Genomic DNA, 26,744 nt, shown 5'->3' with positions numbered 1-26,744 from the left:
ACGCCTCGCCCGATCGGGACTCAAATGTCAAATTCAATCCACTAGATGGGAACGGACTGCCCCTGAAAGAACACCGGAGCCCCGCGATGTTCGACGGCTACGACCCCGTCAACCTGGCCCGTTTCCAGTTCGCCTTCACCGTTTCCGCCCACATCGTCTTTCCGGCCTTCACCATCGGGCTGGCCGCCTATCTCGCGGTGCTGGAGGGGCTGTGGCTGTCGACCGGCAAGCCGGTCTACATGGACACGTTCAAGTATTGGGTGAAGATCTTCGCAGTCGTCTTCGGCATGGGCGTCGTCTCCGGCATCGTCATGAGCTACCAGTTCGGCACCAACTGGTCGGTCTTCTCCGACAGGACCGGCCCTGTTCTCGGCCCGCTGATGGGATACGAGGTGCTGACGGCCTTCTTCCTCGAGGCCGGGTTTCTCGGCATCATGCTGTTCGGCCAGAAGAAGGTCGGCAACGGACTGCACTTCTTCGCCACCTGCGTCGTCGCGCTCGGCACGCTGTTCTCGGCGTTCTGGATCCTCTCGGCGAACAGCTGGATGCACACCCCCGCCGGCTACGGCGTCAATGCCGACGGCCAGTTCGTGCCGAACGACTGGTGGGCGGTGATCTTCAACCCGTCCTTCCCCTACCGCCTCGTCCACATGGTGCTCGCCGCCTTCCTCACCACGGCTTTCGTCGTCGGCGGGGTCGGCGCCTTCCATCTCCTGCAGAACCGCTACAATGCGTCGGCGCGGACGATGTTCTCGATGGCGCTCTGGATGGCGACGCTCGTCGCCCCGGTGCAGATCTTCGCCGGCGACGCCCACGGCCTCAACACGCTCGAATACCAGCCCGCCAAGGTCGCGGCGATGGAGGGCCATTTCGAGACGAATGCCGACCATCCGATGCCGCTGACGCTGTTCGGCGTTCCGGACATGCAGGCGGCCAAGACGAAATACGCCGTCGAGATCCCCTATCTCGGCTCGCTGATCCTTACCCACAGCCTCGACGGCGTAGTGAAGGGGCTGAAGGCCTTCCCGCGCGACGAGTGGCCGGATTCGACGGTGATCTTCTGGACGTTCCGGGTGATGGTCGGCATCGGCTTCGCCATGCTCGGCCTCGGCCTGTGGTCGCTCTGGAAGCGGTTCCGCGGCACGCTCTACGAATCCGACTGGCTGCAGCGCGCGATGATATTGATGTCGCCGGCCGGCTTCGTCGCCGTCCTGTGCGGCTGGGTGACCACCGAGATGGGCCGCCAGCCCTATACCGTCTACGGGCTGCTGCGCACCGCCGAGAGCCACTCGCCTATCGGCGCGCCGGCCGTCGGCGCCTCGCTCGTCGCCTTCGTCGTCGTCTATTTCCTGCTGTTCGGCGCCGGCACCTTCTACATCCTGCGGCTGATGGGCCGGGCGCCGAGCCCCTACGAGGCGGACACGCCGCACCAGCCGACGCGGACCGCCGGCATCACGCCGGCCCCCTCGCTCGGCCGGCGCGGCGCCGCGGATCCGGCCGCATAGCCGCAGACGGACTGCTCGACAGGAGAGACGAAATGGACCTTGCCGTTCTCTGGGCGTTCCTCATCGCCTTCGCCGTTCTCGCCTATGTCGTCCTCGACGGCTTCGATCTCGGCACCGGCATCCTGTTTCCCTTCCTCGGCCGGCACGAGAGCCGCGACACGGCGATGAACTCCGTCGCGCCGATCTGGGACGGCAACGAAACCTGGCTGGTGCTCGGCGGGGGCGGCCTGTTCGCGGTGTTTCCGCTGGCCTATTCGATCATCATGCCGGCGCTTTACGCGCCGATCGTCGTCATGCTCCTGGCGCTGATCTTCCGCGGCGTTGCCTTCGAATACCGCTTCAAGACGGTGCGCGGGCGCTGGCTCTGGGACGTGTCGTTCTTCGCCGGATCGCTCACCGCCGCCTTCTGCCAGGGTATCGCGCTGGGGGCGCTGGTGCAGGGCATTTCGGTCGAAGGCCGCAGCTATGCCGGCGGCTGGTTCGACTGGCTGACGCCGTTCTCGCTGATGACCGGCCTCGCCGTCGTCGTCGGCTATGCGCTGCTCGGGGCGACCTGGCTGGTGATGAAGACCGAAGGCGAGGTCCACGACATCGCCCGCCGCTACGCCACTTTCCTCGCCGTGGGCACCCTCGCCGCGATCGCCGCCGTCAGCCTGTGGATGCCGTTTCGCCAGCCGCAGTTCTATTCGCGGTGGTTTTCCGGCACCGCCCAGTTCCTGAGCGTCGCCTGGGTGCCGCTCCTCCTCCTCGTCCTGGCGTTCAGCCTGTTCCAGTCGCTGGCCGCCGGCCGCCATTACCGGCCGTTCCTCTCGGCGCTCGGCCTCTTCCTCTTGTGCTTCGTCGGTCTCGGGATCAACTTCTACCCGCACATCATCCCGCCGAGCGTCACCATCTGGCAGGCGGCGGCGCCCGAGGAGAGCCTGAGCTTCCTGCTCGCCGGAGCGGCGGTGCTGATCCCGACGATCCTGATCTATACGAGCTTTGCCTACTGGGTGTTTCGCGGCAAGGTGCGGGAAGGCGAGGGCTACCATTGACCCCGGAAGACGTCAGGCGCGCGAGCGCCGGCCGGCCGCGATGGCAGCGCTGGCTGTGGTTCCTCCTCCTGTGGTGCGCAGGCGTCGGCTTCGTCGGAGCCGTCGCCCTGACCCTGCGGCTGATGCTGGTGGGGTAACGCCCGAATTTTCGAGGATCGCCCACGGGGTTGAAACTGAAACAGAATTGACAATTCTGTTTCATGTTCGACCAAGCTTGTGATTGCTCACGTGGCCGTCTTTTCGGCTAGCATTCCTGTGGATATTACAGGAAAATTGTGTGTCTGAATATCAGGAGATGCTGAATTGGCCAAGACTATTTTTCTTCATTTTGGCTTGCATAAGACCGGCACTACGTCAATCCAAAGCTATATTAATACGCATAAGAGTATTTTTAAAGGACGTGGGTTTCGTATTATTCAAGATATCAAAATAATCGATAAAGGAGAAATCGAAACAGAAAATCGCGCTAATTGTTTTCAGTTGGCGCATGTATTAATACGACCTAAACTTAATACTATTATGCGTCTTAAGGGAATTGGCGTCCGACTTGATAATAATCGAGCAAATATTATTGCAAAATCAGTAAATAATATGTTTCATAAATTTCCAGAAGGAAATATTGTATTATCTTCAGAATCATTCTCTTTTCTTCGTACAGCCGTTGAAAGAGATCTACTTTCCGATCTTACGGACGGGTTTCAACTTCGGCCGATAGGATTTTTCCGGAATAAGTCGACTTGGATGCAGAGTTGGCGTGCACAGGTCGAGCGTAGCGGTATTCTTAAAGATTCAGTCTCTAATGAGGTATTAGAAGACGGAACTTTCGACTTTTCAGATAAATCGTGGCTGCTAGATCACGATAAGATTCGAGAATTTTTCGGCAAGAATGGACACTACTTCAGTTATGATGACACTATCGCTCAGGATGGCACGGTTATCCCACAATTTTTGCGCATCCTCGGATTAGATCCTATCGTTTTTCCCTCGTCCCACGATGTTTGGTTGAACCGTACGCTGTCGAAGAAAGATAATTCCACACGCTAGCCATGATGAATGATCACGCATTTGAAACAGAATCATTGTATTCTGTTTCAGCCTGAGTTCGCGCCGTTCGATCCGATTGCCTGGATTTTGACCGGAGCGCCGTTGCGGATGGAGTTCGTGACCATCGTCGTCGCGCTTGCCTTTGCGATCAGGTCTTCAGCATTCGAGCCATCGAGCATTTCACAAGCGACCGTCATCGTCGCTCCGGTCATGAGCAAGGGATCGCCGTTCAGTTCGACGGTGACGGTGATCGCAATCGTCCCGAGTTCGACCCTCATATCATGGGCGACGTATCGCAGATCATTGGCGAAACAGCCGCCGATCGCCAAGCCGAGGAGCTGAGCACCGTTGAACCCCAACCCCAAGCCGCCGGCTTTTCCCTCGGGCCGGTCGACGACGATCGTATGGCCGCCTGCCCAGCCCAAAGCGGCTTGCGTGGTGTCGACGCTGCGCAACTCTACCGTCATCGAAGCCATCAGTGTGGACCCGCTTGCCGACAGTCGAAAGAGCTTACCCACGGACTTTTCAACTGCCAATGGCTTTGCGGCTTGCGACGGTGCCATCGCGGTTCGTTTCAAAGAACGATCGAGGTTCCGGCAGTGCCGCATTCTCCAAGCGTGAACCCCGCGTCGGGCCGCATCAGCCCGTCGCGGGTCGCCGGAACGCCGCCCGCTCCGCTTCGCAGGGCTCGCGCGCCGCGCAGCCCTCGAGATGGTCGTTGACGAAGCCCATCGACTGCATGAAGGCATAGACCGTGGTCTGGCCGACGAAGCTGAAGCCGGCCTTCTTCAGCGCCTTGGAAAGGCGCAGGGAGGCGGCGCTCGCCGGCGTCTGGCGGACGAACTCGGCCGTCACCGCGGCCGGGCGCTCCTCAGCCGGCGGCTCGAAGCCCCAGAGGAACGCGGCGAAGGAGCCGTGGCTCTCCTTGATCGCCGCCGCGCGCCGCGCATTGTTGATCGCCGAGGCGATCTTGCCGCGGTGGCGCACGATGCCGGGGTCCTGCACCAGCCGCTCGACGTCCCCCTCGCCCATGCGGGCGACGCGCTCGATCGAAAAACCGTCGAAGGCCGCGCGGAACGCCTCGCGCTTCCTGAGGATCGTCAGCCAGGAGAGCCCGGCCTGGAAACCTTCGAGGCAGAGCTTTTCGTAGAGCCGGTCGTCGTCGGCCGTGGGGCGCCCCCACTCGGCGTCGTGATACCGGCGGTAAAGCAGGTCGGTGCCGTGCCAGGCGCAGCCGGCCGAGCCGTCTTCGCGGCGAAGCAGTCCGTCGGCAAGGTGTTCGGGGTCGGCCATCGCCGACAGCTTGTGTCAGCCCGCGGGAAAATCCGCAAGCATGCGCCGGGAGCCCGGATCAGGCGTCCTTCAGCCGGCGGCTGGAGCAGCTGTAGCGCTTCAGCGACCATTTCGGCCGGCCGTTCATATAGGTCGCCGCGGCCGCCTGGCCGAACATCGCGCACTGCATGATCGAGCCGTCGAAGGCGACGTCCTCGGCACGACAGTTCTGGGGCTGGGCGTTGAGACACATCACGAGGGTCAGGGCGATCATCGAACGTCTCCGATCGTTGGTGCCGCGCCTCCGCCTGCGGCCGGTTGCTGGATCTCCGGCGGCTGCCGGACTTTCTTGCTCAGGCACGGCTCTCCCGCGCCGCCGGCATGGCTGCCGACGGTCGTTGCCTTGCGTCGCTGCACTCAGGTTTCGACCTGCCAGTGGAACCGGCAGGCGACGACGATGCTAGCAGTTTTGCTGCATTGCACAATGCCCTCAAATTGGGCCTTTTTGTCTGCCGCCTACTATTTCATCTTTTGCTTGCCCGGGCCTGCCTGCGCCGCCGGCCGGTCGGGGCGGCGAGCCGCCGGCGAAACCCTCCATTAACCCTAGGGAAGAGTTGGCAAAGATCGTTAGCGCCGGGGCCGCGGGCGTTAACCCTTCGCTCGCCGTTTCGCGCGAGCCTTCCTCTCGAAACGGCCGCGATGTCTGCGACCGAACGTCACATGAGGAGACCAGGATGTATCGACGCGCCGCCCTTGCCGGGCTTTTTCTCGCAGCGGCCATCGGATCCTTCGCCGCTGATGCCGTGGCTCAGGAGCGCCGGCCGCTTCGCCCCGCCGTCCGCATCGCGCCGGGCATCGGCGGCCCCTGGGTGATGGAGTTCGCCGCCCCCTCCCCGAGCGGCGTCGTCCTTGCGGCGCGCACGCCCGACGGTCCGGCGGCGATGAGCGCAGCCGCGCTCGCCGTCCGCGGGGCGCCGGCAGCCCGCACCGTCGATCCGCGCCAGGCGATCGACCCGCAGTTCCTGCCGCAGACCGTTGCCTATGCCGGCGCCGGCAAGCCCGGCACGATCGTCATCGATCCGCACGCGCATTTTCTCTATCTCGTCGGCGAGAACGGCACGGCCCGCCGCTACGGCGTCGGCACCGGCAAGCCCGGCTTCGGCTGGTCCGGCACCCATCGCATCAGCCGCAAGGCCGAGTGGCCGGGCTGGACGCCGCCCTCGCAGATGATCGCGCGCGAAAGGAAGAAAGGCCGCATCCTGCCCGCCCACATGGAGGGGGGTCCGGCCAATCCGCTCGGCGCCCGGGCGATGTATCTCGGCTCGACGCTCTATCGCATCCACGGCACCAACCAGCCCTGGACCATCGGCCGCAACGTCTCCTCCGGCTGCATCCGCATGCGCAACGAGGATGTGACCGACCTCTACGAGCGGGTATCGGTCGGCACCGAGGTGCTGGTGCTCTGAGGCGGCCCGGAACGACAGACCGGGCGCGATGACCGCCGCCGCGCATCGGGGACGGTGCCGACAGGAATCGCATCACGGCAATGTGAACGATGCGCGGACTTTCCCTAGGGATCGTTCCCGGCTGTTGCGGAGTTGAAACATGGCGAAATCGTGGTCCGATCGAGGCACGGTCTCGCCGCATCGACAGGCACGCGAGGCGAAGGCGCAGGCCGGACGCCACGCGACTGCCAGACGATCGAACGGAAATGACCGGCGCGGCAACGATTCCGCGTCCGGATAAACGAACGAACCCGCCGCAACGAGCGGGCACTGGCTGGAGAGAAATCGATGAAGACCTTCAAGACGCTCGTCTTCGGCGTTGCGGCCGCCGGCATGCTCGCATCGCTGGCGAGCCCGGCCGCGGCGGAGACCGTCCGCCGCTACAACTACGCCACTTTCTCCTGGGAAGAGGTCGACGCCAACGCCCCGACGGGTGGTGAGCTGCGGCGCATGCTTGCCCGCAAGCCCGCGGCCGAGTTCATGCGCCGCGAGGTCCGCATAAAGACCGACGAGAAGCCCGGCACGATCATCGTCGATTCGAGCCGGCGCTACCTCTATTACGTCGAGGGGAACGGCATGGCGACGCGCTACGGCGTCGGCGTCGGGCGCGAGGGCTTCGGCTGGTCGGGCACGATGAAGGTCGGCCGCAAGGCGGAATGGCCGGGCTGGACGCCGCCGGCGACGATGGTGGTGCGCGAGCGCGCCAAGGGACGCGAACTCCCCGCCTATATGGAGGGCGGCCCCGGCAATCCGCTCGGCGCGCGGGCGATGTATCTCTACAACGGCCACGGCAACGATTCGATGTTCCGCATCCACGGCACCAACCAGCCCTGGACCATCGGCCAGATGATGTCGTCGGGCTGCATCCGCATGATGAACGAGGACGTCGAGCATCTCTACGGCCGCGTGCCGGTGGGCGCGAAGGTCGTGGTGATCGGCCCCGACGGGCGCGGCGCGAAGAACGTCTATGCCGAGACCGGCGTCCTCAGCCGGCCGGGCCTGTTGGAGACGATCTTCGGCGGCTGACCGTCGCCGGCGACTTCGACCTCGGGGTCCGGCGCAGCGGCCGGACCCGTCCTTTACCGCAGACCGGGCGAGCCTTGCCTCCCCCGGCGCGGTGCTTTATAGGCTGCGGCGTCCGCGCGGACACCCTTGGAGGCAGCGCGGAGTGAAGCGGTCCCCATCCGGGGCGCCGCTTTTCGTCGTTTCGGGCATGGGGCCCTTTACGACCCCTCGACAATTTGAAGGACGACACGCCATGCACCAGACCTTCACGGTCAAGGCCGAGGCGCGCGACAAGGTCGGCAAGGGGGCCGCCAGACATCTGCGCCGCAACAACATGATTCCCGCCGTCATCTACGGCGGCAAGGAAGAGCCGCTGCCGATCGCGCTCCCCTACAAGGAGACCTTTCTGGCGCTCCACGCCGGCGGCTTCATGACCTCGATCGCGACGATCGAGCTCGACGGCAAGGAGATCAAGGTCCTGCCGAAGGACTACCAGCTCGAGCCGGTCCGCGACTTCCTCATCCATGTCGACTTCCTGCGCGTCTCCGACGAGACCCGGGTGACGGTCGAGATCCCCGTGCATTTCGAGAACGAGGAAAAGTCCCCCGGCCTGAAGCGCGGCGGCACGCTCAACGTCGTGCGCCACGAGGTCGAGGTCGAGGCTCCCGCCAACGCCATTCCGGAGTTCTTCGCGATCGACCTGACGGGTCTCGAGATCAACGACGCGATCCACGCCTCGGCGCTGACGCTGCCGGCCAACGTCGAGCTGACGATCACCGACCGAGACTTCACCATCGCCACCATCGTCTCCCCGGCCGCGATGCGCTCGGAAGGCGACGAGGAGGCCGAGACCGAGGTCACCGAGCAGCGGGCCCAGACCGCCGAGGGCGAGACCAAGGCCGGCAAGGAATAAGCCGTCCGGCTTTCCTTGCGACATCAATGACGGCCGGGCATTGTCCGGCCGTTTTTGTGTGGCGCAGAATCGTCATGCGCCATCGCCCTCGAAGTCAGGACGCGACCATCGAAGTCTCGTCATCCCGGCCCCCGAGCCGGGATCCATTCCAAACCGCACAAGCTGCCGAAAGCATCGACGAGGAGGCTGGCTCGGTCGACGATTTGGAATGGATCCCGGGTCAAGCCCGGGATGACGAAGCGTTGGTGCGCCGACCCTACAGCCCCGATGCGTCGCCTTCCGCCTCTGCTGTTGCCGTTGAAAGGGTATGCCCGTCTTACTGGGACTTGGCCGGGAGCGCACCTTCGGCCACTCTGAGCCACTGCCATCCCACCAATCCCAGGGAGTGCCCCGATGCTTCTGATCGCAGGTCTCGGCAATCCGGGCCCGAAATACGCCGGCAACCGCCACAACATCGGTTTCATGGCCGTCGACGAGATCGCCCGGCAGGCGAATTTCCCCGCCTTCTCGAAGAAGTTCTCCGCCGAGATCGCCGAAGGCGCCATCGCCGGCGAGAAGGTGCTGCTCGTGAAGCCGCAGACCTTCATGAACGACTCCGGCCGCTCGGTCGGCGAGGCGGTGCGCTTCTACAAGCTCGAACCGAAGGACGTCGTCGTCATCCATGACGAGCTCGACCTTGCGCCCGGAAAGCTGCGGGTGAAGACCGGCGGCGGCCACGGCGGCCACAACGGGCTGCGGTCGATCGACGCCCATCTCGCAACGAAGGACTATCGGCGCGTGCGCCTCGGCATCGGCCATCCCGGCAGCAAGGAGGCCGTGACGCCGCATGTCCTCGGCGACTTCGCCAAGGTCGACCGCGAGTGGCTGGAGCCGTTTCTCGACGCCGTCGCCCGCAACGCCGAGAGCCTGGTCAAGGGCGAGGACGCCCTGTTCATGAACAAGGTCAGCGTCGCCACCGGCGGCCGCGAGGAGCCGGCCGGCGCCAAGGGCTCGGCAGGCAGCAAGTCCGCCCCGAAGGGCCAGAGCCACATCCGGCAGGCGCGCTCGCCGAAGCCTTCGGTCAAGCTGCCGGAGAAAGGCCCGATGGCGGAGATGCTGAAGCGGATGTTCGGCGGCAAGGAGTAGCCCGGCGGCTGCCCCTCGTCAGTTCGGCGCGCGGATCGTCCAGCTCCGGTCGATGCCGGGATCCTGCCAGGCGACCGTCGTCTCGACCGTCACCTTGCGCTTGTCGAAGATGACGTTGCGGGGATTGTCGCCGCCGACATCGGCGGAGCCGTCGAAGCGATAGCCCTCGCCGACCCGGCGGAACAGCGCGGCTTCGACCACGACGCCGTCGCCGGGCTTCTGGTAGCGCCCGTGCTGCGGCTTTTCGTAATAGAAGAACGCCACGGCGTCCGCGGCGCCGTCGCCGGAATAGTCGCCGTAGAAAATACAGGTCTTCTGGCCGCTGCCGATCCGCGTCAGCCAGTGGTCCTTGATGAATCCGGCCGCGGGGCCGCCGTCCTCGCAGGCGGCGAAGGCGGGCACGGCAACGAAGGTGGCGAGGAAGACGATGAGAAGGCGCATGTCGACTGTCCTTTCTCGTTCAGGCCGGCCCGAAAAGGAACCGGCGCGGCCGCAACTCTAACACCATGGCCGGCGCATCGAAACGGCGACGCTGTTGACCCCTCGCCCGTTCGGCGGCAAACAGCGCCTCAACGATCGGGCCGCGCCGGCGGCCGGACGAAAGCTTTCCGAAGGACCACCCCCATGGGTTTCAGATGCGGGATCGTCGGCCTGCCGAATGTCGGCAAGTCGACGCTGTTCAACGCCCTCACCAAGACCGCCGCGGCGGCTGCCGCCAACTATCCCTTCTGCACCATCGAGCCGAACACCGGCGACGTGCCGGTGCCGGACCCGCGGCTGAAGGAAATCGCGGCGATCGCCAGATCGGCGAACATCCTGCCGACGCGGATCACCTTCGTCGACATCGCCGGGCTCGTGCGCGGCGCCTCGAAGGGCGAAGGCCTCGGCAACCAGTTCCTCGCCAATATCCGCGAGGTCGACGCCATCGTCCACGTGCTACGCTGCTTCGAGGATGGCGACGTCGTCCATGTCGAGGGCCGGGTCGATCCGGTGGCCGATGCCGAGACGGTCGAGACCGAGCTGATGCTGTCCGACCTCGAAAGCCTCGAGCGGCGGGTGGTGGGCACCCGCAAGAAGGCGACCGGCAAGGACAAGGAGGCGCTCGCCGTCCTCCCCGTCATGGAGAAGGCGCTCAAGGTCCTCAACGACGGCAGGCCGGCGCGGGTGATCCTCGCCGATCTCGACGTCGAGGAACGCCGCATGCTGCGCGGCCTCAACCTCCTCACCTCCAAGCCGGTCCTCTACGTCTGCAACGTCGCCGAGGCGGACGCCGCGGCCGGCAACGCCCATTCTGCCGCGGTGGCGAAGATGGCGGAGGCGCAGGGAGCGAGCACGGTGATCATCTCGGCCGCCATCGAGGCGGAGATCGCCCAGCTGCCCGAAGAGGAGGTCGGCGACTATCTGGAGGCGATGGGTCTCCACGAGCCCGGCCTCGATCGGCTCATCAGGGCGGGCTACGAGCTCCTCGACCTGATCACCTATTTCACCGCCGGCCCGAAGGAGACCCGCGCCTGGACGATCAACCAAGGCACAAAGGCGCCGCAGGCCGCCGGCGTCATCCACACCGACTTCGAGAAGGGCTTCATCCGCGCCCAGACCATCGCCTATGACGATTTCGTCGCCCTCGGCGGCGAGGTGGGTGCCAAGGAGGCGGGGAAATCCCGCGACGAGGGCAAGGAATACGTCGTGTCGGACGGCGACATCATGAACTTCAAATTCAATGTGTAATTGCCGTCGAATTGGAGTAGCCGGTCAAATCCGCGACGGGGAACGAGAACGCTCTCCCCTTCGCAACGTACTTTCTGTTCTCAAGCATCAACCAAAGAGCGTTCGCATAGATTCGATCGCCATTTAGTTTTTGTTGCATTTCAATATATTCGGAAAATATGTTTTCCGTCATTTCAATCAAACTGGACATTATTTCAAAGACGTCGCGACGCTTTAGATGACCGTGCCGAACAAGGACGCCGACGTCTTCAAAAAATGATAGGATCGTGTGCAGCTTTCGGAATTCTGTATCACATTCGCTGTCTGTTAAAATGATGCGGTCATGATCCGTCTTGAGGTCTTTGACAACTTGGCCTGCGAAGGATTTGAGGCTCGGATGCTGATGCGCCTGGTTAGGATTGTCCGCAAACCGCTTTTGTATTGCGATCAATTTTCGCCGGGCAATGCGAACACTCTTGCTTTCAACGCGGCGGGTGATTTCGAGATAGATGGCTGCACGCCGAGCGTGGCTCGCCTCGCTCGACTGTGAATACGCGATGAGAAGTGCGAATCCGCTGATAAAGAAGATCATTGTACTCGAAATGTAATATGCCATCTCAACGGGAAAAAATTTGCTACTACTATCCAGCATGTCCGAATAATATTTTCCGGGATAAAAGAATGGCATCAGCGCCCAAAATAATATCATAAACGCAGCAGTGCAGACACCTAAGAAAAACATCGCCGCGACGAACTGCAGCCAATATTGGATAATTGGACGGGCAATTTTTGCGAATATTTTTCTTGAACGCGGTTTACTTGAAGTCATTGCTACCTCCCCTTGCGGCATATATGCAATTATAAGATGCATAGAGGCCCTGGAGTCAAATGGCTTCTCCGCCTGACCTTCTCATCAAACGCCGCCGACCGCGTCGCCCGGTCTCTCACGCTATGCTTCAGAAAGCTAAGCTCGCGGAACAGTTTGTCGGTTCTCCGCCACCACGATCTCGGCCTCGCAGGCCACCGCGAAATTCACCGACCGGGCGATGAAGCATTTCGCATGCGCCTCGTGGTGGAGCGCCTCGGCCCTCTCCGCATCGCTCCCCGCCGCGACCGTCACCGTCGGCCGCAGCACGACACGGACGAACTGCCCTCCCCCATCGGCAGCTTCCTGCATCTCGCCCTCGGCTTCGTCCGCATAGCCGACGACGACCACCCCCGCCTCGGCGCAAAGATGCAGGTACCAGAGCTGGTGACACGAGGAGAGCGCGGCGAGCAGCATCTCTTCCGGGTTCCAGCGGGCGGCGTCGCCGCGAAAGGCGGGATCTGCCGAGCCTTCGATCGCCGGCTTGCCGGGCGCCTCGATGCGGTGATCGCGCGAATAGGCGCGGTAGTGCGCGGTTCCCTCGCCGCGATCGCCCGTCCATTTCAGCCCGACGGCGTAGCGGTGAATTCGGCCTGCCATTGTTTTCGAGCCTCCCGTAAAGCGCGGGCGATGCGGCCGCCCGCCGGACCGTGGTAACCCTTTCTTCACACGTCTCGCCGCTGCGCTTGCGAAAGGCGCTGCCGCAATGCTTAGTGCGGCGATGTATGCGTTTTTGCCACAATCGAGGGCCGCGCGGCGCCCCCGGGCCCTCCGCTCGCCCCGATTCCGCCTTGCCGGCCTCCTTGCCGCTGCCGCCCTCGTCGCGGCATCCGCCGCGCCGGCGGGCGCCGAGACCACCGACAAGTCGGGCGAGAGGCTGGCTGCCGGCGGCGACGAGGCGGCCGCGAGCGTCGTCGCCACCGTGGAGCACGATGCGGTGGTCCGCATCGCCGCACCGCTCGCCCCGACGCGTCTCTCCCTCGTCCTTTCGCCTGTCACCGTCGAGCCGGACACGCGGGCCTTCATGGACGTCTATCTGCAGCCGGCCGAGGCTGCCGGCAACACTGCTGCCGGCCCCGATCCGGCTCTCCCCGATACCGCGGGCCCCTCGGCGAGAGCGGACAGTCCGGACAGCGCGGCCCGCCTGTCGGGCGACAACGCCAGCCGCCTTGCCGGCACCGTCGCCTTCACCGAGGCGAACGCCCCCGGCGAGGAGGAGTATTTCGTCGTCAACGTTCCCCCCGGAATGCGCTTCGACGGCGGCGCGGCCATCGTCACCCTCGTCCTGTCGGGCGGCGACCTCGGAAAGGCCGCCGTCGAGATCCGCAAGGCGAACCTTCTGAAATAGCCGGGTCGCCTCGCGCAGGTCCGTCCGCTACCGGATCATTTGCCTTCCGGCGTCCAGGGCTGAAGCGCGTCCACCTTCATCTTGCGCTTCTCCTCGTTGGAGAGCTTGAAGTTGTCGCCATAGGCCGAGGATTCCCACGAGCCGTAGGTCGGATTGGCCAGCATGAACCAGTCCTTGCCGAAATGTGCCTTGAGCTTGTCGAAGGCCGCGGCGCGCTCCTCGATCGAGCCCTCCGCCTCGCTGGTGAAGTCGTTGAAATTGTCGCCGAACAGCGCCACGACGCGGTAGTCCTTGGCGACGAAGTCGCGGCGGCTCGCCTTGTCGGAGGTCCATTCCGGCTTCTCGTCGCGCATCAGGAAGGTGTCGACATTGCCGCCCATCGGGTAGCCCAGCGCCTCGAGATTGGCGCGGGTCGCCTCCTCCTGTCCGGCCTTGCGGTTGGTGACGTAGAAGATCTTCACGCCCTTCTCGTCGGCATATTTCAGATAGTCGAGCGAGCCGGGCACGGCCTTGGCGTCCTTGGCCTTGGTCCAGTCGTCCCAGGTCTTGGAGGAATAGTCGCTGTTGGTGGTGACGAGGCCGGATTCATAGGCGGAATTGTCCATCACCGTCTCGTCGAGATCGAGGATGACGGCGGGCGGCAGGTCGCCGGCGTCGGTCTGGTCGAGGGCGCTCGCGCTCTTGTCGGCGAGTTCCTCGTCGAGCCGCAGCCTGCCGAGGGCGTAGACCGCCATCGAATTGGCCTTGTACTCGACCGACCGCTGCATCCACAGCGTCGCATTGAGGATATCGTTGGGTCCGGTCGCGGCCGCCTCCGGCGCGGCCGGCTTGGCATCCTCGGCGAAGGCCGGCAGCGGCGCGGCGAGGGTGAGGCCGAGGCAGGCGGTCGCGAGTGCTCCCGGGAAACGGAGAGTGTGGCGCATCGTGGCGTTCCTTGCGTGGTTGAGCCGGGTGCCATGATTGCAGCCGGCGCGGCCGTTGTGAACCTGCCGGAAATTTTTGCCGCGCGGCGCCCCGCCCGCCCGCCGCGGCCGACCGCATCGCTCGGTGCCGCGCCCCGCCGGCGCGCGGAAAAAATCCGCGCTTATCCCGAAGGCCGATCTTCTCGCCTTCCGAACATCGGCCTATGAGAGCACCTGCCCTGAAGCGGAGGAGCGGCGGCATTGCTGACCTATGAGGATTTCGTCGAAGGCCGGGAATTTCCCCTCGGTCCCTACGTGGCGGAGCGCGAGGAGATGCTCGCCTTCGCCCGCGAGTTCGATCCGCAGCCCTTCCATCTCGACGAGGCCGCGGGGGGCGCCAACGAACTCGTCGGCTCGCTGACGGCCTCGGGCTGGCACACATGTTCGATGCTGATGCGGATGATGGCCGATTCCTTCCTGCTTGGCGCGAGTTCGCAGGGCTCGCCCGGTGTCGACTTCGTCGACTGGAAGGCGCCGGTCCGCCCCGGCGACAGCCTGGCCGGCACCGCCCGCGTGCTGTCGCGCCGGATGTCGTCCAAGCGCCCGACCCTCGGCATCGCGAAGCTTAGCGCGACGCTCTCGAACCAGGCGGGCACCAGCGTCCTCGTCAGCGAGTACGCCCTCCTCCTCCTCACCCGCGAGGGAGCCGCGTCGTGACCTTCTGGGACAGTTTCGTCGTCGGCGAGCCGGTCACCCTCGGCTCACACCGCTTCACCGCCGAGGACATCGTGCGCTTCGCCAGGCAGTACGACCCGCAGCCGTTCCACCTCGATCCGGAGGCGGCGAAGGCCTCCGTCCTCGGCGGGCTCTGCGCCTCCGGCTGGCACACCGCCGCGGCCTGCATGCGCCTCAACGTCGAATATCGCTATCGCAAGGTCGCAGAGTGGATCGCCGCCGGCAATCCGGTGCCGCGGATCGGCCCCTCGCCCGGCTTCCGGAACATGCGCTGGCCGAAGCCGGTCTTTGCCGGCGACCGCGTCACCTTCACCCAGACGGTCACCGAGAAGCGCCGCTCGGAGACGCGGCCGGGCTGGGGCCTCCTGAGCTTCGTCACCAGTGGCGTCAACGACGACGGCGAGGAGGTGTTTGCCTTTGACGGCGTCGCCTTCCAGGGAACCGAATAACTCGAAAGCGAAACGAAACGCGAGCGAAACACAACTCGCAATCATAGCGAAATGGCTGCGGTCTAGAGAAGCCCTCGCCGAACGGATCCGCTGGCTGGGTTGCCCGGATGCTCCCGTTGGTTTCGGCGCTTCTCGAGATCACAACCATGCGCAACATCGACAGGCTCTATGTCGCCACCGGTTTCGGCTGGCTGATCTTCGCGGCCGGTTTCGGCACGTGGCTCGGCGCGAGCGGAAACTTCAATTTCGGCCAGTCGCACGCCCATGTCGGGCTGCTCGGCTTCGTCGCCTCGATGCTCTTCGGCCTCGTCCATCGTGCCTGGCCGGCGCTGCGCGAGCGCGGCCTCGCCACCGTGCAGTTCGCCGTCTACGAGATCGGCACGATCGTGCTCCTCGCCGGCAAGATCATGGTCGACGCGACCGGCCATCCCAATCTGCTGCTGATGATCGGCGCGCCGATCGTCATCCTCGGAGCCCTGCTCTTCCTCTGGCTGTTCCTCGCTTCCCCCGCATCGACGAGGACGCCGGAACTGGTGCCCGCGGAGTAATCCCCCAGATTTCCGCATCCCGCACCGGACGAAGAGCCCCGATCGTTCCCCCGCGGTCGGGGCTTTCGCTTGCGCTCTCGGTGCAGCGTCGGCGAAGCCCATCGCCACTTCGGCCGGGCACGCCTCCGTGCCGTTCCCCGCTGCCTTCGGCCCTCAGCGCTCGGCCCTCAGCGCTCCGCGTCCGACCCGCGGCCGAGAAACGCCTCGGCCGCCTCCCTGTCACCGGCATCCGTCGCAAGGCGCGCATAGAGGTCGGCGAGATTTTCCCAGATCGCCGCTTCGGGCCGCCCGGCGCCGAGGAACGCGCTGATCTCCTGCATCTCGCGGACCCAGCGATAGGCTTTCGGAAACATCGCCGGGATCTGCGTCCCGCTGCGGGTCAGAAGCGCCGCCTGGCTGCGCCCGAGTTCGGCGTGAAGCGCATCGCCGAGCCCTTCGCGTTCCGCCGCCAGGATGATTGCCGTGGTGATGCCGGTCAGCCCTTTGGTGAGGGCGCCGTAGCACATCTTCAACCCCGAGGCCGCGCCCGTCCCGCCTGGAAGTAGCGCGACGTCGAGGCCGAACGCCCGCAGATCGAGCGCCGCCTGCGCGCCGGGGCCGGAAACGTAGAGCCGCGGGCCCTCCTCGCCCGCCGCCTGCTTCGGGGGCAGGCCGATGATCCCGCCGTCGCAGAACCGCGCGCCGGCCCGCGTCACCACCGCCTCGATCTCGCGGACGGTCCCGGGATTGACGGCGTTGAGGTCGACATAGAGCGGAGAACTCCCCGCCGGAACGTGCCGGGCGAAGGTTTCGGCGGTGGAAAGAGCCACCTCGGGCGGGACCACCGAGAGGATCACCGGCGCTCTGGCGAGGGACTCCGGCGTGACGCTCTCCATTCCCGCCGCCGCTGCGCGCCGCAAGGTACCATCGGAGCGGCCCTCGGTGAGAGTGACGACACGCGCGCCGCGATGGACGAGCCGGGCGGAAAGGCCCGCCCCCATCGCCCCGGCTGCCGGGACCGCAATGACCGTCTGCCCGCCCATTCTACCTGTCTCCCACGAACACCAACCCGACGGGATCTAGGGCACGGCGCCGGAGGCGGGGCATCAAAACGACGCTCCGCCCTATCGAAAATGCGCCATCCCATTGTCGGGACACGTAGCGACACGACGATGCGCGGCCGCGCGTGCGCCGGACCCGGCGCTGGCCGACCCTAGCCGGCGCGTGCGGCGGCCCTTTCCGCGGCCCGTCCGGCCAGCATCGCGGCGAGTTCGATCGCCTTTTCGAAGGCGCCGACGTCGGCGATGCCCTTGCCGACGATGTCGTAGGCGGTGCCGTGCGCCGGCGTGGTGAAAACCGTCTTCAAGCCGGCCGTCACCGTCACCCCCTTGTTGAATCCCTTCAGCTTCGTCGCGATCTGGCCCTGGTCGTGATACATCGCCGTGACGCTGTCGAACTCGCCGGCAAAGGCCTTGAGATAGACGGTGTCGGACGGATAGGGCCCCTTGCAGTCGATGCCCTCCTTCGCCATCGCCGCGACGGCGGGCGCGATGATCTCGATCTCCTCGCGACCGAACAGGCCGCCCTCCCCGGCATGCGGATTGAGCGCGGCGACGGCGATGCGCGGGCGCGCGATTCCGGCCCCGCGCATGGTCGCGTCGGCGAGGCGGAGCGCCTTGCAGACATTGTCGAAGGTGACCTGCTCGACCGCCTCGCGCAGCGAGACGTGCGAGGTCACCCGGGTCATCCACTGTCCCTCGAGGACGTTCATCTCCGAGAACGGCCCGACATGGCCGAGGAGATGGGCGAACATCTTGTGCTCGTCGGGGAAGTGCCAGCCGCCGCGGAACATCGCCTGCTTGTTGAGCGGCGCGAAGCTGACCGCATCGACCTCTCCATCCTTGGCGAAGGCGACGGCGCGGGCAAGCGTCTCGCCGGTCAGGCGGCCGGCTTCCGGATCGGCGACGCCGATCGGCAGCGCTTCCGGGTCGATGTTCTTCAGATCGACGATCGGCGTCTCGCCGGGCGCGAATCGCGCGGCGCGTGGCGAGGCGACGTCGACCAGCTTCAGCGTCACCCCCGCCTGCCGGGCGCCTCGCTCGACGACCCGGCGGTCGCCGACGACGACGAGGCGGGCAGCGCCCGCCACGCGGCCCTCGGCAAGGATGCGGGCTGTCTGTTCCGGCCCGATGCCGGTGCAGTCTCCGGGCACGAGCGCGATGACGGGCCTGTCGGCCATGGGCTTCTCCTCTTCGGCTTCGCGGCGGGCGCGAGGGGCCGCTCCGTTCACTCGTTGTCGCCTTCGATCGCCGCGAGAACGGCGTCCGTCACCATGCGCGTCGTCGCCTTGCCGCCGAGATCGGGCGTGTGGCAGGTCCGGTCGGCCGTCACCCGCTCGATCGCCCGCATCAGGCGGCTGGCCGCCGCGGGTTCGCCGAGGTGGTCGAGCATCAGGCAGGCGGTCCAGAAGGTGCCGACCGGATTGGCGATGCCCTTGCCGGTGATGTCGAAGGCCGAGCCGTGGATCGGCTCGAACATCGAGGGGAAGCGGCGCTCGGGGTTGAGATTGGCGGTCGGCGCGATGCCGAGCGAGCCGGCGAGGGCGGCGGCGAGATCGGACAGGATGTCGGCGTGGAGGTTGGTCGCGACGATGGTGTCGAGCGTCTCGGGCTTGAGCGTCATGCGCATGGTCATCGCGTCGACGAGTTCCTTGTCCCAGTCGACGTCGGGATAGTCCGCCGCCACCTCTGCGGCGATCTCGTCCCACATCACCATGCCGTGGCGCTGGGCATTCGACTTGGTGACGACGGTGAGCTTGCGGCGCGGCCGCGCCTTTGCGAGGGCGAAGGCGTAACGCATGATCCGCTCGACGCCGGCGCGCGTGAAGATCGCGACCTCGGTGGCGACTTCCCCCGGCAAACCGCGATGCGAGCGGCCGCCCTGGCCGGCATATTCGCCCTCGGAATTCTCGCGGACGATGACCCAGTCCAGCCGGTCGGGACCGACGCCGCGCAGCGGGCTCTCGATGCCCGGCAGGATGCGCGTCGGCCGGACGTTGGCATACTGGTCGAAGGACTGGCAGATGGCGAGGCGAAGGCCCCAGAGCGTCACGTGGTCGGGCACGTCCGGTGCCCCGACCGCCCCGAAATACAGCGCGTCGAAGCCGGCGAGCCGGGCGAGCCCGTCTTCCGGCATCATCCGCCCGGTCCGCCTGTAGAGCGCCGAACCCCAGTCGAAATGCTCGAAATCGAGGGCGAAGCCGCCGTCGCGGCGCGCCAGCGCCTCCAGCACCTCGATGCCGGCTCCAATCACCTCGACGCCGATGCCGTCGCCGGGGATCGCCGCAATCCTGTAGGATGCCCTGTCGGATGCCATGCGTTCTCCCCTCCCTCCGGGCCGACCCTGTACCGCGACGCCGAGAGGCAGTCCCGCGACCGACATGGGAGGTACATGATGGCAGGATTGTTGACAATCGGGGGAATTGCGAATTTGCCGCCGATGCGGTTCCAGGTTTAAGGCCCGGCAGGGCGGGCACCTGCGGCAAGCCGCGTCGGCGCCTTCCGCTGGGCTTTCAACGAAGGCAGCGGCCTCGGCGTGACGACCCGTCGCCCGGCCGAATTGTTGACAATAGACGAAAAGCCGCGCTAGCTGCCTGCATTGCAACGACGGCTGCGGACCGGCGCCACGCTTTGCCGCCCGCCGCCGTCAAGACGGGATCTTCGACAGACGATGGAACAGCGCAGCCCGACCCATTTCACGCCGCAGAGCGATCCGTCCATCGGCGCCGGCCTCACCGCCGAGGTCGCCGAGTTCGTGCTCGACACGACCTATGACGCGATCCCGGCGGCGGTGATCGACCTTGCCAAGAAGTCGATCCTGGACGGGTTCGGTCTCGCTCTGTCGGGGTCCGTCGCGATGTCGGGCCGCTACGTCCAGCAGCATCTCGCCGACGTCGCCGGCAAGGGCGGGGCCACCGTCATCGGCACGGCGATGAAGGCGCCGGCGCGCTTCGCCGCCTTCGCCAACGGCGTCGGGATCCACGCCGACGACTACGACGACACCCAGCTCGCCGTCGCCGAGGACCGGGTCTACGGCCTCCTCACCCATCCGACGGCACCCTGCCTGCCGGCCGCCTTCGCCGAAGCCGAACTGCGCGGGCTGACGGGCCGCGACATGCTGGCGGCCTATCTCGTCGGCGTCGACGTCGAGTGCAAGATCGCCGAGGCGATCTCGCCCCGCCACTACCAGCACGGCTTCCACGCCACCGCCACCTGCGGCACCTTCGCGGCGGCCTCGGCGGCGGGGCGGCTGCGCGGCTTCGACCGCGAGACGCTGCAGCGCGCGCTGTCGATCGCCGGCAGCCAGAGCGCCGGGCTGCGGGAGAACTTCGGCACCATGACCAAGCCGTTCCATGCCGGCCGGTCGTCGGAAGCCGGCGTCGTCGCCTGCGACCTCGCCGGGCTCGGCTGGAGCGCCACCGACAAGATCCTCGAGGCGCCGCGCGGCTTCTTCCAGGCCCATGGCGGCGGCTACGACCTCAACGCCATTCGCGGCAAGCTCGGCAACCCGTGGAGCTTCGCGGATCCGGGCGTCTCGATCAAGCCGCACCCCTCCGGCTCACTCACCCATCCCGGCATGACCGAGATGCTGGAACTCATCCGCGAGCACGGCATCAAGGCGCAGGAGGTGGCGAGCGTCGATGTCGGCACCAACCACAACATGCTGAACGCGCTGATCCACCACCAGCCGAAGAACGAGCTGCAGGCGAAGTTCTCGATGGAATTCTGCATGGCGATCCTGCTTCTCGACGGGCGGGCCAACCTGCCGGAATTCACCGACGAGACGGTGCTGCGCGAGGACGTCCAGGCGATGATCAAACGCGTCAACTTCCACGTCCATCCGGAGGCGGAGGCCGCCGGCTACGCCAAGATGACGACGATCATCAAGGTGACGCTCGAGGACGGCCGGACGATCGAGGGCCGGGCCGATTTCGGCAAGGGCTCGCCGGCCAATCCGATGACCTATGGCGAGGCCGCCGACAAGTTCCGCGGCTGCGCCGAGTTCGCCCGCTGGCCGAAGGACAAGAGCGAGGCGATCGTCGACATGGTGGCCTCGCTCGACGACATGGCCGATCTCGGCAGGCTCGCGGCGGCGCTCGCCGCCTGACGCATTTCCGCGTCGAATGATACGAGATCCGCTCGATCAGAGCGGGGCTTGTATCAAGCCCGCGCGGCGAATGAGCGTCTTTGTTTCCGGCATCACGAAGTGATCTGCCGGAAACCGTACGAGAAGCAAGGGCCGGACGGCCCACCCCGTCCGGCCCTTTCGTCTGCGCGTCGTCCGAGGCCGCCGAGACCGGCCCCCGCCGAAGCTCCGGCGCCCGGCCGGGCCGGCGCCGGCGCCGTAGTCACGATCCGCGGTCGCGGCCGACGAGCTTCAGGATGATCAGCGGCGCGAGCAGATTGGTCATGAAGGAGCGCACGAACTGGAAGCTCGCGACGAGCGCCGATGCGAGGCCGAGCGCCTTGGCCGTCGCGATCATCTCGCCGAGGCCGCCGGGTGCCATCGCCAGCGCCAGGGAGGAGAAACCGAGGCCGGTCAGGCCCGGCATGACGAAGGCTGCGAGCACCATCATCGCGGCGACGAGAGCAAGGCTCGCCGCGAGCCCCGCCAGGGTGGCGCGCGGCAGCCGCGTCAGGTCCTCGCGCTTCAGCCGGGTGCCGAGGGAGAAGCCGATGGCGATCTGGGCTGCGGCAAGGAGCGGCGACGGCATCGCCGCGAGCTGGAAGCCGGCGAGCACCAGAGCGACGCCGACGCTCATCGGCATGATGATCCACGGATTGAGGAGATTCATCCGGCTCGCGCCGTATGCGAGGAGGCTGCCGAGAAGAAGGCAGGCGACCAGCGCCTCGACGCTTCCGCCCGCCGGCCCGGCTGGCAGCGGCGCGCCCGAGCGGTCGAGGCCGATCAGCACCGGCACCGTCAGCACCACGAGGACGACGCGCAGCGAATGCGCCACCATGACGAAGTCGGCCCGCGCGCCGAGATCGGCCGCCAGCGACGCCATTTCCGACATGCCCGCCGGCAGTGCGGCAAGCAGCGCGCTCAGCCTGTCGACGCCCGCGAGACGGGCGAGCGGCAAGGCGAGCAGGACACCGACGGCGTTGGAGGCCACCGCCGCGGCGACCATCGCCGGCAGATAGCCGGCGACGTCGCGGATCGTCGCGACGTCGAGAACCGAGGCGACGGACGAGCCGATCAGAAGCTGGCCGGCGCGGCGGATGAGATGGGTTCGGCCGATCCCCGGAACGCAGTTGGCGTAGACCGCCGAACCGAGCATCGATCCGAAGATCCAGGCGAGCGGAAGGCCGAGCAGATGGAAGGCGATCCCGACGAGTGCTGCCGAGACGAGCCCGCCCGAGAGCCGGAGGCCGGCGCGGGGCGTCACGACAGATAGGCGCCGCCGTTGACGTGCAGCGTCTCGCCGGTCACGTAACGGGCGCCGGGCCCGCAGAGATAGAGGACCGCGGCGGCGATCTCGTCGGCGCCGCCCCGCCGGCCGACGAGATTGGTGCGGCTGTCGTGATGTTTCGGCGCCCCGCCCGCCCGCCGCGTGTCGACGAGACCGGGCGAGACGCAGTTGACCGTGATTCCCTGCGGCGAGAGTTCGTGGGCGAGCGCCTTGGTGAGCCCGACGAGCCCCGCCTTGGCGGCGATCACATGCGCCCGGTGGGGCGCGCCGGTGTGGCCGGTCAGCCCGCCGATGTTGCAGATGGCCGCCGCCTCCCCTTTCCGCAGCAGCGGCAGGACCGCCTTGGTGACGAGAAAGGCGCTGTCGAGATTGACCGCCATGACCTGCCGCCAGTCCTCGTAGGTCAGATCGTCGATCGTCGCTTCCGGGCGGATCGCGGCGTTGTTGACGAGGACGTCGAGCCGGCCGAACCGCTCGCCCGCCGCCTCGGCAAGGATCGCGGCGCTCTTCGGGTCCGCGAGGTCGGCGACGACGGCAAGGCCTCGGGCGCCCTCGGCCTCGACGGCGGCGACCGTCTCCTTCGCCGCATCGAGGTCGCGGGCGGCATGGACGAGGACGGCGGCGCCCTCGCGGGCGAAGGCGCGGGCGATCTCCCGCCCGATGTTGCGCGACGCACCGGTGACGAGCGCGACCCGGCCGGCGAGCGACTGTCCCGACATGGCTGTAACTCCTCCTGTTGGCGGCAGGGTGCCGCGGATTGGCTCAGGCGACGGCGAGGCGGGCGATCGCCGTCCGGCTCGCCGCCGAGCCGAGCACGGCGGTCGCGGCGGCGAGGAAGGCGTCCGGATCCTCGATCCCGCCGTAACGGGCATTGGCGGCGAACTTTTCCTCGATGTCGCCGCGCGACAGCGGCGCCTCGACGCCGCCGCGGATGTGATCCTGCCGCACCTCGCGGACCGAGCCGTCGTCGAGTTCGACCCGGACGTGGCCGGTGAAGCGGGCCGGATAGGGATCTTTCGGATCGATCTCGTAGGTAACGCGCCCGGCAAGGTCGAGCAGCGCCGGATCGGCGATCGCCTCGGGCGAAAAGTCCCGAAGCCCCGCCGTCCCGCGCAGGAGCCCCAGCGCGATGCCGAAGGGCAGGCTGAACTTCGCCGCATAGTCGGTCGGCGGCCGGCGCTTCAGCGCGATCGGCTCCCACAGGCGGTGGACGTAGCCGTCGGAGGTCAGGCAGTGGATGCGGGCGATGCGCCCGACCTCGATGCCGTCCGCCCTGAGCTTCATCGCGCAGTCGATATAGGGCTGCACCATGGTGCCGCAGGGATAGGGCTTGAAGGTGATGCCCTCCCCCACCCAGCGGCTGCCGAGCCCGTCCATCATCTTGCCGACGAGAGGCTCGATGGAGGGGGCGAAGGCCTTGAAGAAGCCGTGCTCGCCCTCGAGCACCGCCTTCGGCCCGACGAAGCCGGCGCGCCCGAGCAGCGCGGCGCGCATGCCCGCCTGGGCCGACCAGCCGGCGTGCATGCGCTTGGTCCAGCTTCCGTCGCCGAGATATTCGATGATCCCCGACGCCGTGGATCCGGCAATCCCGAGACCGTTCGCCAGCCCCTTGGCGTTGGTGCCGGTCGCAACGCCCACGGCGAAGGCGGAAGCCAGCGCGCCGAGGACGGCCGTCGGGTGAAATCCCGCCCGGTGGATCGCCTTCGGGGCGGCGAGGCCGAGGCGGCAGAGAAGCTCGATCCCGGCCGCAAGCCCGAGCGCGACGCGCTCGCCCGGCAGGTCCTCGCGCTCGGCGATCGCCAGCACGGCGGGAACGACGACGGCCCCCGAATGGACGGGCCCGCCTTCGAAGGTGTCGTCGAAATCCTCGCCATGCGCGGCGGTGCCGTTGACGAGCGCCGCATCGGCGGCGGTCAGCCAGCGGCGGTGGCCGATGGCGACGTGCGCGCCGGTTTCAGCCGCCGCAAGGGTCGCACCGACATAGTCGGTGTCGCGGGCGGCGAGGCAGAGGCCGGTGACGTCGACGAGGATGCGCTCGACGGTCTCGGCCATCTCGCGTGGAACGTCGGCGGGACGAAGTCCGGCGCCCCATTCGGCGAGGCGCATGGAAAGGCTCGCATCGCTCATGCGGGTCTCCTCAGTTTCAACGCTGGTCGTGCGGTCAGCCGCGCACGTCCCGTATCTCGCCGCGCCTGCGGCTGCGCCATGCGGCGAGAGCCGGCTGCAGAAGCGATCCGATGACGAAGACGGCAGCGACCGCGAGGAAGCCGACGGCGATCGGGTCCTCGAGGAAGATCGAATGGTCGCCGCCCGACAGGACCAGCGAGCGCCGGTAGTTGCTCTCGATGAGATAGCCGAGGACGAGGCCGAGGACGGTCGGCAGGAAGGGGAACTTCAGCATCCGCATCGCAAAGCCGACGACGCCGGCGATGAGGACGAGGACGAGGTCGAACAGGCTCTGGTGGATCGAGAAGACGCCGGAAAAGATCAGCGCAAGGATGAAGGCGTTGAGATAGGCGCGCGGCCGGTTCACCAGCCAGATGCACGGCCCCATCATCGCCATGCCGATGAACAACAGCGCGATCGAGGCGACGAGCATGCCGCCATAGAGGCCGTAGACGGTCGAGGCCGACTTGACGAAGATCATCGGCCCGACGGTGATGCCGTGGATCAGGAAGCCGCCGAGCAGGACCGCGGTCGAATTCGAGCCCGGGATGCCGAAGGAGAGAAGCGGGATGATCGCCGTCGCCGCGACGGTGTTGTTGGCGGTCTCCGGAGCGGCGACACCCTCCGGCGAGCCGTTGCCGAACTCTTCCTTGTGCCGCGACCAGCGCCGCGCCTCGTTGTAGGACATGAAGGAGGCGACGGTGCCGCCGGCGCCGGGCATGACGCCCTCGAAGGTCCCGATGATGCTGCCGATGATCTGCGCCGGCACGAGGCGCCGGGCGAGCGCGATCCCCGGAAATTCGATGCGGGCCCGGCTCTCGACCCGGATCTGGCCGCCCTGTTCGGCGGTCTGGACGAACAGCTCGCTGACCGCGAAGAGGCCGACCATGATCAAGACGGGCTCGACCCCGGCGAGAAGATCGGCGGTGCCGAAGGTGAAGCGGTTGCCGCCGGTCACCGGATCGGTCCCGATGGTCGCGACCATCAGGCCAAGGACCGCGGCGATCAGCCCCTTCACCAGCGACCCGCCGGACAGGGAGGCGATGACGCTGAGGCCGAGGATGCCGAGGGCGAAATAGGAAGGCGGGCGAAACGACAGCGCCACCGCCGACAGCGGCTCGCTCAGCGCCACCAGCATCACCAGGCCGATGAGGCTGCCGATCACGCCGGAATAGAGCGAGATGCCGAGGGCGAGGCCGGCCTTGCCCTGGCGGTTCATCTCGAAGCCGTCGATCACCGTCGCCGCCGCGGCGTTGGTGCCGGGCGTGCGGATCAGGATGGCGGGGATCGAGCCGCCGTATTCGGCGCCGATGTAGGTGGCGGCGAGGAGGACGATCGCCGATGCCGGATCGAGGCTGTAGGTGAAGGGCAGGAGGAGCGCCATCGTGATCGACGGCGACAGGCCCGGCAAGGCGCCGCCGAGAATGCCCCAGGCGACGCCGATGATGGCGAAGAAGACGGCCGGCGTCGTCAGAAGGACGTCGAGAGCTTGCGAGAACATTGCCATGAGAACGCCGGTTCAGCCGAGAATGCCGGGAGGCAGCGGAATGCCGAGGAGTTGGACGAAGAGAAGCCAGTAGAAGACGGCACCGCCCGCGCCGATGGCGAAGACCCGCCAGGTGAGCGCCGCCCCGCCGTAGAGGGACGCCGCGACGAGGAGCATGAAGATACTCGGCAGGTAGCCGAGCGGGTGGACGACGAGGAGATAGGCGGCGGCGATGGCGAGCAGGCCCCCGGCCCTCGCGATGCCGGAAAAGCGGATACCCGTCGCCTCGGCAGTCGCCGCCTCGTCGGAAACCGGGCCGGCGGGCCTCGCCGGCCCGCCGGCGAGCGCCGCCTTGACGCAGAGGATCGCGCCAAGGCCGATCATCAGAAAGGCCAGCACCTTCGGCAGGCCGGCAGGGCCGACGGCATCGTCGAGGGCGCTGTGCCGGATCTCCAGCGCCATCGACAGATAGCCCGCGCCGATCGCGATGGCGGCGAGCCCGCCGATGAGATCACGTCGATTGGCCACGTCCCGCCCCTTCGCAAAAACGTCTCGTCGCGCAGACCCCGCCCGGCCGGCCGCCCGCGGGGGGTCGGAAGGCGGGGCCGCCCGCGCATGCCGCAAGGCCCCGCCGCACCGGACGGGAGCCCGCTCCCGCCGTGCGCCCTCCCCGGCGCCCCGCCG

General features: G+C 66.8%; 29 protein-coding genes. 14 read left to right on the top strand and 15 right to left on the bottom strand.

Features of this window, described 5'->3' with window-relative positions:
- Positions 1–86: 86 nt before the first annotated feature.
- From J1C47_RS20010 to J1C47_RS19995, 4 genes are all read left to right on the top strand, one after another.
- Positions 87–1,505, top strand: coding sequence for a cytochrome ubiquinol oxidase subunit I (locus J1C47_RS20010; protein WP_207352567.1), 1,419 nt, complete (start codon positions 87–89; stop codon positions 1,503–1,505).
- Between the two features lie 32 nt (positions 1,506–1,537).
- The gene (cydB, locus tag J1C47_RS20005) at positions 1,538–2,539 is read left to right on the top strand and encodes a cytochrome d ubiquinol oxidase subunit II (protein ID WP_207352566.1); all 1,002 of its coding nucleotides are present in this window, start codon (positions 1,538–1,540) and stop codon (positions 2,537–2,539) included.
- Positions 2,536–2,676, top strand: a complete 141-nt coding sequence (locus J1C47_RS20000) for a DUF2474 domain-containing protein (RefSeq protein ID WP_207352565.1) — start codon at positions 2,536–2,538, stop codon at positions 2,674–2,676. Before cydB ends, J1C47_RS20000 begins: the two co-directional genes overlap by 4 nt.
- Before the next feature lie 166 nt (positions 2,677–2,842).
- Positions 2,843–3,583 (top strand): hypothetical protein, encoded by a 741-nt coding sequence (locus J1C47_RS19995; RefSeq protein ID WP_207352564.1) that lies wholly within the window; start codon positions 2,843–2,845, stop codon positions 3,581–3,583.
- A 47-nt stretch (positions 3,584–3,630) separates the two neighbouring features.
- Here the strand turns inward: J1C47_RS19995 and J1C47_RS19990 are convergent, their stop codons facing one another.
- From J1C47_RS19990 to J1C47_RS19980, 3 genes are all read right to left on the bottom strand, one after another.
- Complete coding sequence (locus J1C47_RS19990) at positions 3,631–4,050, bottom strand: OsmC family protein (RefSeq protein WP_425354584.1); 420 nt, start codon at positions 4,048–4,050, stop codon at positions 3,631–3,633.
- 172 nt (positions 4,051–4,222) lie between these two features.
- Positions 4,223–4,876, bottom strand: coding sequence for a DNA-3-methyladenine glycosylase I (locus J1C47_RS19985; RefSeq protein ID WP_207352563.1), 654 nt, complete (start codon positions 4,874–4,876; stop codon positions 4,223–4,225).
- Between the two features lie 58 nt (positions 4,877–4,934).
- Positions 4,935–5,129 carry a hypothetical protein gene (locus J1C47_RS19980; RefSeq protein ID WP_207352562.1) on the bottom strand — a complete coding sequence of 65 codons (195 nt, stop codon included), beginning with the start codon at positions 5,127–5,129 and terminating at the stop codon, positions 4,935–4,937.
- Positions 5,130–5,589: 460 nt separating this feature from the next.
- On the opposite strand from J1C47_RS19980, the gene J1C47_RS19975 reads away from it, so the two are divergent.
- The 4 genes from J1C47_RS19975 to pth all read left to right on the top strand — a co-directional run bounded on the left by J1C47_RS19975 (position 5,590) and on the right by pth (position 9,403).
- Positions 5,590–6,321 carry a L,D-transpeptidase gene (locus J1C47_RS19975; RefSeq protein ID WP_207352561.1) on the top strand — a complete coding sequence of 244 codons (732 nt, stop codon included), beginning with the start codon at positions 5,590–5,592 and terminating at the stop codon, positions 6,319–6,321.
- A gap of 327 nt (positions 6,322–6,648) precedes the next feature.
- Positions 6,649–7,386: a L,D-transpeptidase gene (locus J1C47_RS19970; RefSeq protein WP_207352560.1), complete on the top strand. Its 738-nt coding sequence runs from the start codon at positions 6,649–6,651 to the stop codon at positions 7,384–7,386.
- Between the two features lie 232 nt (positions 7,387–7,618).
- Complete coding sequence (locus tag J1C47_RS19965) at positions 7,619–8,278, top strand: 50S ribosomal protein L25/general stress protein Ctc (protein WP_207352559.1); 660 nt, start codon at positions 7,619–7,621, stop codon at positions 8,276–8,278.
- 393 nt (positions 8,279–8,671) lie between these two features.
- The gene (pth, locus tag J1C47_RS19960; protein WP_207352558.1) at positions 8,672–9,403 is read left to right on the top strand and encodes an aminoacyl-tRNA hydrolase; all 732 of its coding nucleotides are present in this window, start codon (positions 8,672–8,674) and stop codon (positions 9,401–9,403) included.
- A gap of 18 nt (positions 9,404–9,421) precedes the next feature.
- On the opposite strand, the gene J1C47_RS19955 is transcribed toward pth, so the two are convergent.
- Positions 9,422–9,844: a hypothetical protein gene (locus J1C47_RS19955; protein ID WP_207352557.1), complete on the bottom strand. Its 423-nt coding sequence runs from the start codon at positions 9,842–9,844 to the stop codon at positions 9,422–9,424.
- A gap of 183 nt (positions 9,845–10,027) precedes the next feature.
- Here J1C47_RS19955 and ychF point away from each other — a divergent pair, with 183 nt between their 5' ends.
- A complete protein-coding gene (gene ychF / locus J1C47_RS19950) occupies positions 10,028–11,131 on the top strand; it encodes a redox-regulated ATPase YchF (RefSeq protein WP_207352556.1) in 1,104 nt (367 codons plus the stop codon).
- Here ychF and J1C47_RS19945 read toward each other — a convergent pair.
- Together J1C47_RS19945 and J1C47_RS19940 are read right to left on the bottom strand one after the other, a co-directional pair.
- Positions 11,121–11,939 carry a DUF4760 domain-containing protein gene (locus J1C47_RS19945; protein WP_207352555.1) on the bottom strand — a complete coding sequence of 273 codons (819 nt, stop codon included), beginning with the start codon at positions 11,937–11,939 and terminating at the stop codon, positions 11,121–11,123. The two genes, ychF and J1C47_RS19945, sit on opposite strands and share 11 nt — an antisense overlap.
- 135 nt (positions 11,940–12,074) lie before the next feature.
- Entirely contained in the window at positions 12,075–12,575 is a 501-nt protein-coding gene (locus J1C47_RS19940; protein WP_207352554.1) for an OsmC family protein, read from the bottom strand.
- 133 nt (positions 12,576–12,708) lie between these two features.
- Between J1C47_RS19940 and J1C47_RS19935 the strand changes: the two genes are divergently transcribed.
- Entirely contained in the window at positions 12,709–13,323 is a 615-nt protein-coding gene (locus J1C47_RS19935; RefSeq protein WP_207352553.1) for a hypothetical protein, read from the top strand.
- Between the two features lie 35 nt (positions 13,324–13,358).
- Here the strand turns inward: J1C47_RS19935 and J1C47_RS19930 are convergent, their stop codons facing one another.
- Positions 13,359–14,246 (bottom strand): 5'-nucleotidase, lipoprotein e(P4) family, encoded by an 888-nt coding sequence (locus J1C47_RS19930; RefSeq protein WP_207352552.1) that lies wholly within the window; start codon positions 14,244–14,246, stop codon positions 13,359–13,361.
- Positions 14,247–14,486: 240 nt separating this feature from the next.
- Between J1C47_RS19930 and J1C47_RS19925 the strand changes: the two genes are divergently transcribed.
- The 3 genes from J1C47_RS19925 (at position 14,487) to J1C47_RS19915 (ending at position 15,957) form a co-directional block, all read left to right on the top strand.
- Entirely contained in the window at positions 14,487–14,942 is a 456-nt protein-coding gene (locus J1C47_RS19925; protein WP_245396699.1) for a MaoC family dehydratase, read from the top strand.
- Positions 14,939–15,409, top strand: coding sequence for a MaoC/PaaZ C-terminal domain-containing protein (locus J1C47_RS19920; RefSeq protein WP_207352551.1), 471 nt, complete (start codon positions 14,939–14,941; stop codon positions 15,407–15,409). Before J1C47_RS19925 ends, J1C47_RS19920 begins: the two co-directional genes overlap by 4 nt.
- A 146-nt stretch (positions 15,410–15,555) precedes the next feature.
- A complete protein-coding gene (locus J1C47_RS19915; RefSeq protein WP_207352550.1) occupies positions 15,556–15,957 on the top strand; it encodes a hypothetical protein in 402 nt (133 codons plus the stop codon).
- Positions 15,958–16,124: 167 nt separating this feature from the next.
- Here J1C47_RS19915 and J1C47_RS19910 read toward each other — a convergent pair whose 3' ends face one another.
- The 3 genes from J1C47_RS19910 to J1C47_RS19900 form a co-directional block, all read right to left on the bottom strand.
- Positions 16,125–16,979, bottom strand: a complete 855-nt coding sequence (locus tag J1C47_RS19910) for an NAD(P)-dependent oxidoreductase (protein ID WP_207352549.1) — start codon at positions 16,977–16,979, stop codon at positions 16,125–16,127.
- 170 nt (positions 16,980–17,149) lie between these two features.
- Positions 17,150–18,175, bottom strand: a complete 1,026-nt coding sequence (locus tag J1C47_RS19905) for a PdxA family dehydrogenase (protein ID WP_207352548.1) — start codon at positions 18,173–18,175, stop codon at positions 17,150–17,152.
- A 47-nt stretch (positions 18,176–18,222) separates the two neighbouring features.
- A complete protein-coding gene (locus J1C47_RS19900; protein WP_207352547.1) occupies positions 18,223–19,311 on the bottom strand; it encodes a tartrate dehydrogenase in 1,089 nt (362 codons plus the stop codon).
- Between the two features lie 354 nt (positions 19,312–19,665).
- Between J1C47_RS19900 and J1C47_RS19895 the strand changes: the two genes are divergently transcribed.
- The gene (locus J1C47_RS19895; RefSeq protein ID WP_207352546.1) at positions 19,666–21,102 is read left to right on the top strand and encodes an MmgE/PrpD family protein; all 1,437 of its coding nucleotides are present in this window, start codon (positions 19,666–19,668) and stop codon (positions 21,100–21,102) included.
- A 241-nt stretch (positions 21,103–21,343) separates the two neighbouring features.
- Here J1C47_RS19895 and J1C47_RS19890 read toward each other — a convergent pair whose 3' ends face one another.
- Genes J1C47_RS19890 through J1C47_RS19870 form a run of 5 tightly spaced genes read right to left on the bottom strand, consistent with a single transcriptional unit; the run spans position 21,344 to position 26,588 of the window.
- Complete coding sequence (locus J1C47_RS19890; RefSeq protein ID WP_207352545.1) at positions 21,344–22,384, bottom strand: AbrB family transcriptional regulator; 1,041 nt, start codon at positions 22,382–22,384, stop codon at positions 21,344–21,346.
- Entirely contained in the window at positions 22,381–23,127 is a 747-nt protein-coding gene (locus tag J1C47_RS19885) for an SDR family NAD(P)-dependent oxidoreductase (protein ID WP_207352544.1), read from the bottom strand. Before J1C47_RS19885 ends, J1C47_RS19890 begins: the two co-directional genes overlap by 4 nt.
- 43 nt (positions 23,128–23,170) lie before the next feature.
- Positions 23,171–24,535, bottom strand: a complete 1,365-nt coding sequence (locus J1C47_RS19880) for an MmgE/PrpD family protein (RefSeq protein ID WP_207352543.1) — start codon at positions 24,533–24,535, stop codon at positions 23,171–23,173.
- A 34-nt stretch (positions 24,536–24,569) separates the two neighbouring features.
- A complete protein-coding gene (locus J1C47_RS19875) occupies positions 24,570–26,075 on the bottom strand; it encodes a tripartite tricarboxylate transporter permease (protein ID WP_245396698.1) in 1,506 nt (501 codons plus the stop codon).
- 18 nt (positions 26,076–26,093) lie between these two features.
- A complete protein-coding gene (locus J1C47_RS19870) occupies positions 26,094–26,588 on the bottom strand; it encodes a tripartite tricarboxylate transporter TctB family protein (RefSeq protein ID WP_207352541.1) in 495 nt (164 codons plus the stop codon).
- Positions 26,589–26,744: the final 156 nt, after the last annotated feature.

Origin of the sequence: Jiella sonneratiae, from assembly GCF_017353515.1 — a bacterium.
GTDB classification, from domain to species: domain Bacteria; phylum Pseudomonadota; class Alphaproteobacteria; order Rhizobiales; family Rhizobiaceae; genus Jiella; species Jiella sonneratiae.
The sequence above is the reverse complement of the archived record's forward strand: the minus strand, read 5'-3'. Positions and strand labels throughout refer to the sequence as shown.

Coding starts and splice junctions, on each gene's coding strand:
- J1C47_RS20010 (WP_207352567.1), top strand. CDS start 87: ATGTTCGACGGCTACGACCCCGTCAACCTGGCCCGTTTCCAGTTCGCC.
- cydB (WP_207352566.1), top strand. CDS start 1,538: ATGGACCTTGCCGTTCTCTGGGCGTTCCTCATCGCCTTCGCCGTTCTC.
- J1C47_RS19990 (WP_425354584.1), bottom strand. CDS start 4,050: ATGACGGTAGAGTTGCGCAGCGTCGACACCACGCAAGCCGCTTTGGGC.
- J1C47_RS19985 (WP_207352563.1), bottom strand. CDS start 4,876: ATGGCCGACCCCGAACACCTTGCCGACGGACTGCTTCGCCGCGAAGAC.
- J1C47_RS19980 (WP_207352562.1), bottom strand. CDS start 5,129: ATGATCGCCCTGACCCTCGTGATGTGTCTCAACGCCCAGCCCCAGAAC.
- J1C47_RS19975 (WP_207352561.1), top strand. CDS start 5,590: ATGTATCGACGCGCCGCCCTTGCCGGGCTTTTTCTCGCAGCGGCCATC.
- J1C47_RS19970 (WP_207352560.1), top strand. CDS start 6,649: ATGAAGACCTTCAAGACGCTCGTCTTCGGCGTTGCGGCCGCCGGCATG.
- J1C47_RS19965 (WP_207352559.1), top strand. CDS start 7,619: ATGCACCAGACCTTCACGGTCAAGGCCGAGGCGCGCGACAAGGTCGGC.
- pth (WP_207352558.1), top strand. CDS start 8,672: ATGCTTCTGATCGCAGGTCTCGGCAATCCGGGCCCGAAATACGCCGGC.
- J1C47_RS19955 (WP_207352557.1), bottom strand. CDS start 9,844: ATGCGCCTTCTCATCGTCTTCCTCGCCACCTTCGTTGCCGTGCCCGCC.
- ychF (WP_207352556.1), top strand. CDS start 10,028: ATGGGTTTCAGATGCGGGATCGTCGGCCTGCCGAATGTCGGCAAGTCG.
- J1C47_RS19945 (WP_207352555.1), bottom strand. CDS start 11,939: ATGACTTCAAGTAAACCGCGTTCAAGAAAAATATTCGCAAAAATTGCC.
- J1C47_RS19940 (WP_207352554.1), bottom strand. CDS start 12,575: ATGGCAGGCCGAATTCACCGCTACGCCGTCGGGCTGAAATGGACGGGC.
- J1C47_RS19930 (WP_207352552.1), bottom strand. CDS start 14,246: ATGCGCCACACTCTCCGTTTCCCGGGAGCACTCGCGACCGCCTGCCTC.
- J1C47_RS19915 (WP_207352550.1), top strand. CDS start 15,556: ATGCGCAACATCGACAGGCTCTATGTCGCCACCGGTTTCGGCTGGCTG.
- J1C47_RS19910 (WP_207352549.1), bottom strand. CDS start 16,979: ATGGGCGGGCAGACGGTCATTGCGGTCCCGGCAGCCGGGGCGATGGGG.
- J1C47_RS19905 (WP_207352548.1), bottom strand. CDS start 18,175: ATGGCCGACAGGCCCGTCATCGCGCTCGTGCCCGGAGACTGCACCGGC.
- J1C47_RS19900 (WP_207352547.1), bottom strand. CDS start 19,311: ATGGCATCCGACAGGGCATCCTACAGGATTGCGGCGATCCCCGGCGAC.
- J1C47_RS19895 (WP_207352546.1), top strand. CDS start 19,666: ATGGAACAGCGCAGCCCGACCCATTTCACGCCGCAGAGCGATCCGTCC.
- J1C47_RS19885 (WP_207352544.1), bottom strand. CDS start 23,127: ATGTCGGGACAGTCGCTCGCCGGCCGGGTCGCGCTCGTCACCGGTGCG.
- J1C47_RS19880 (WP_207352543.1), bottom strand. CDS start 24,535: ATGAGCGATGCGAGCCTTTCCATGCGCCTCGCCGAATGGGGCGCCGGA.
- J1C47_RS19875 (WP_245396698.1), bottom strand. CDS start 26,075: ATGTTCTCGCAAGCTCTCGACGTCCTTCTGACGACGCCGGCCGTCTTC.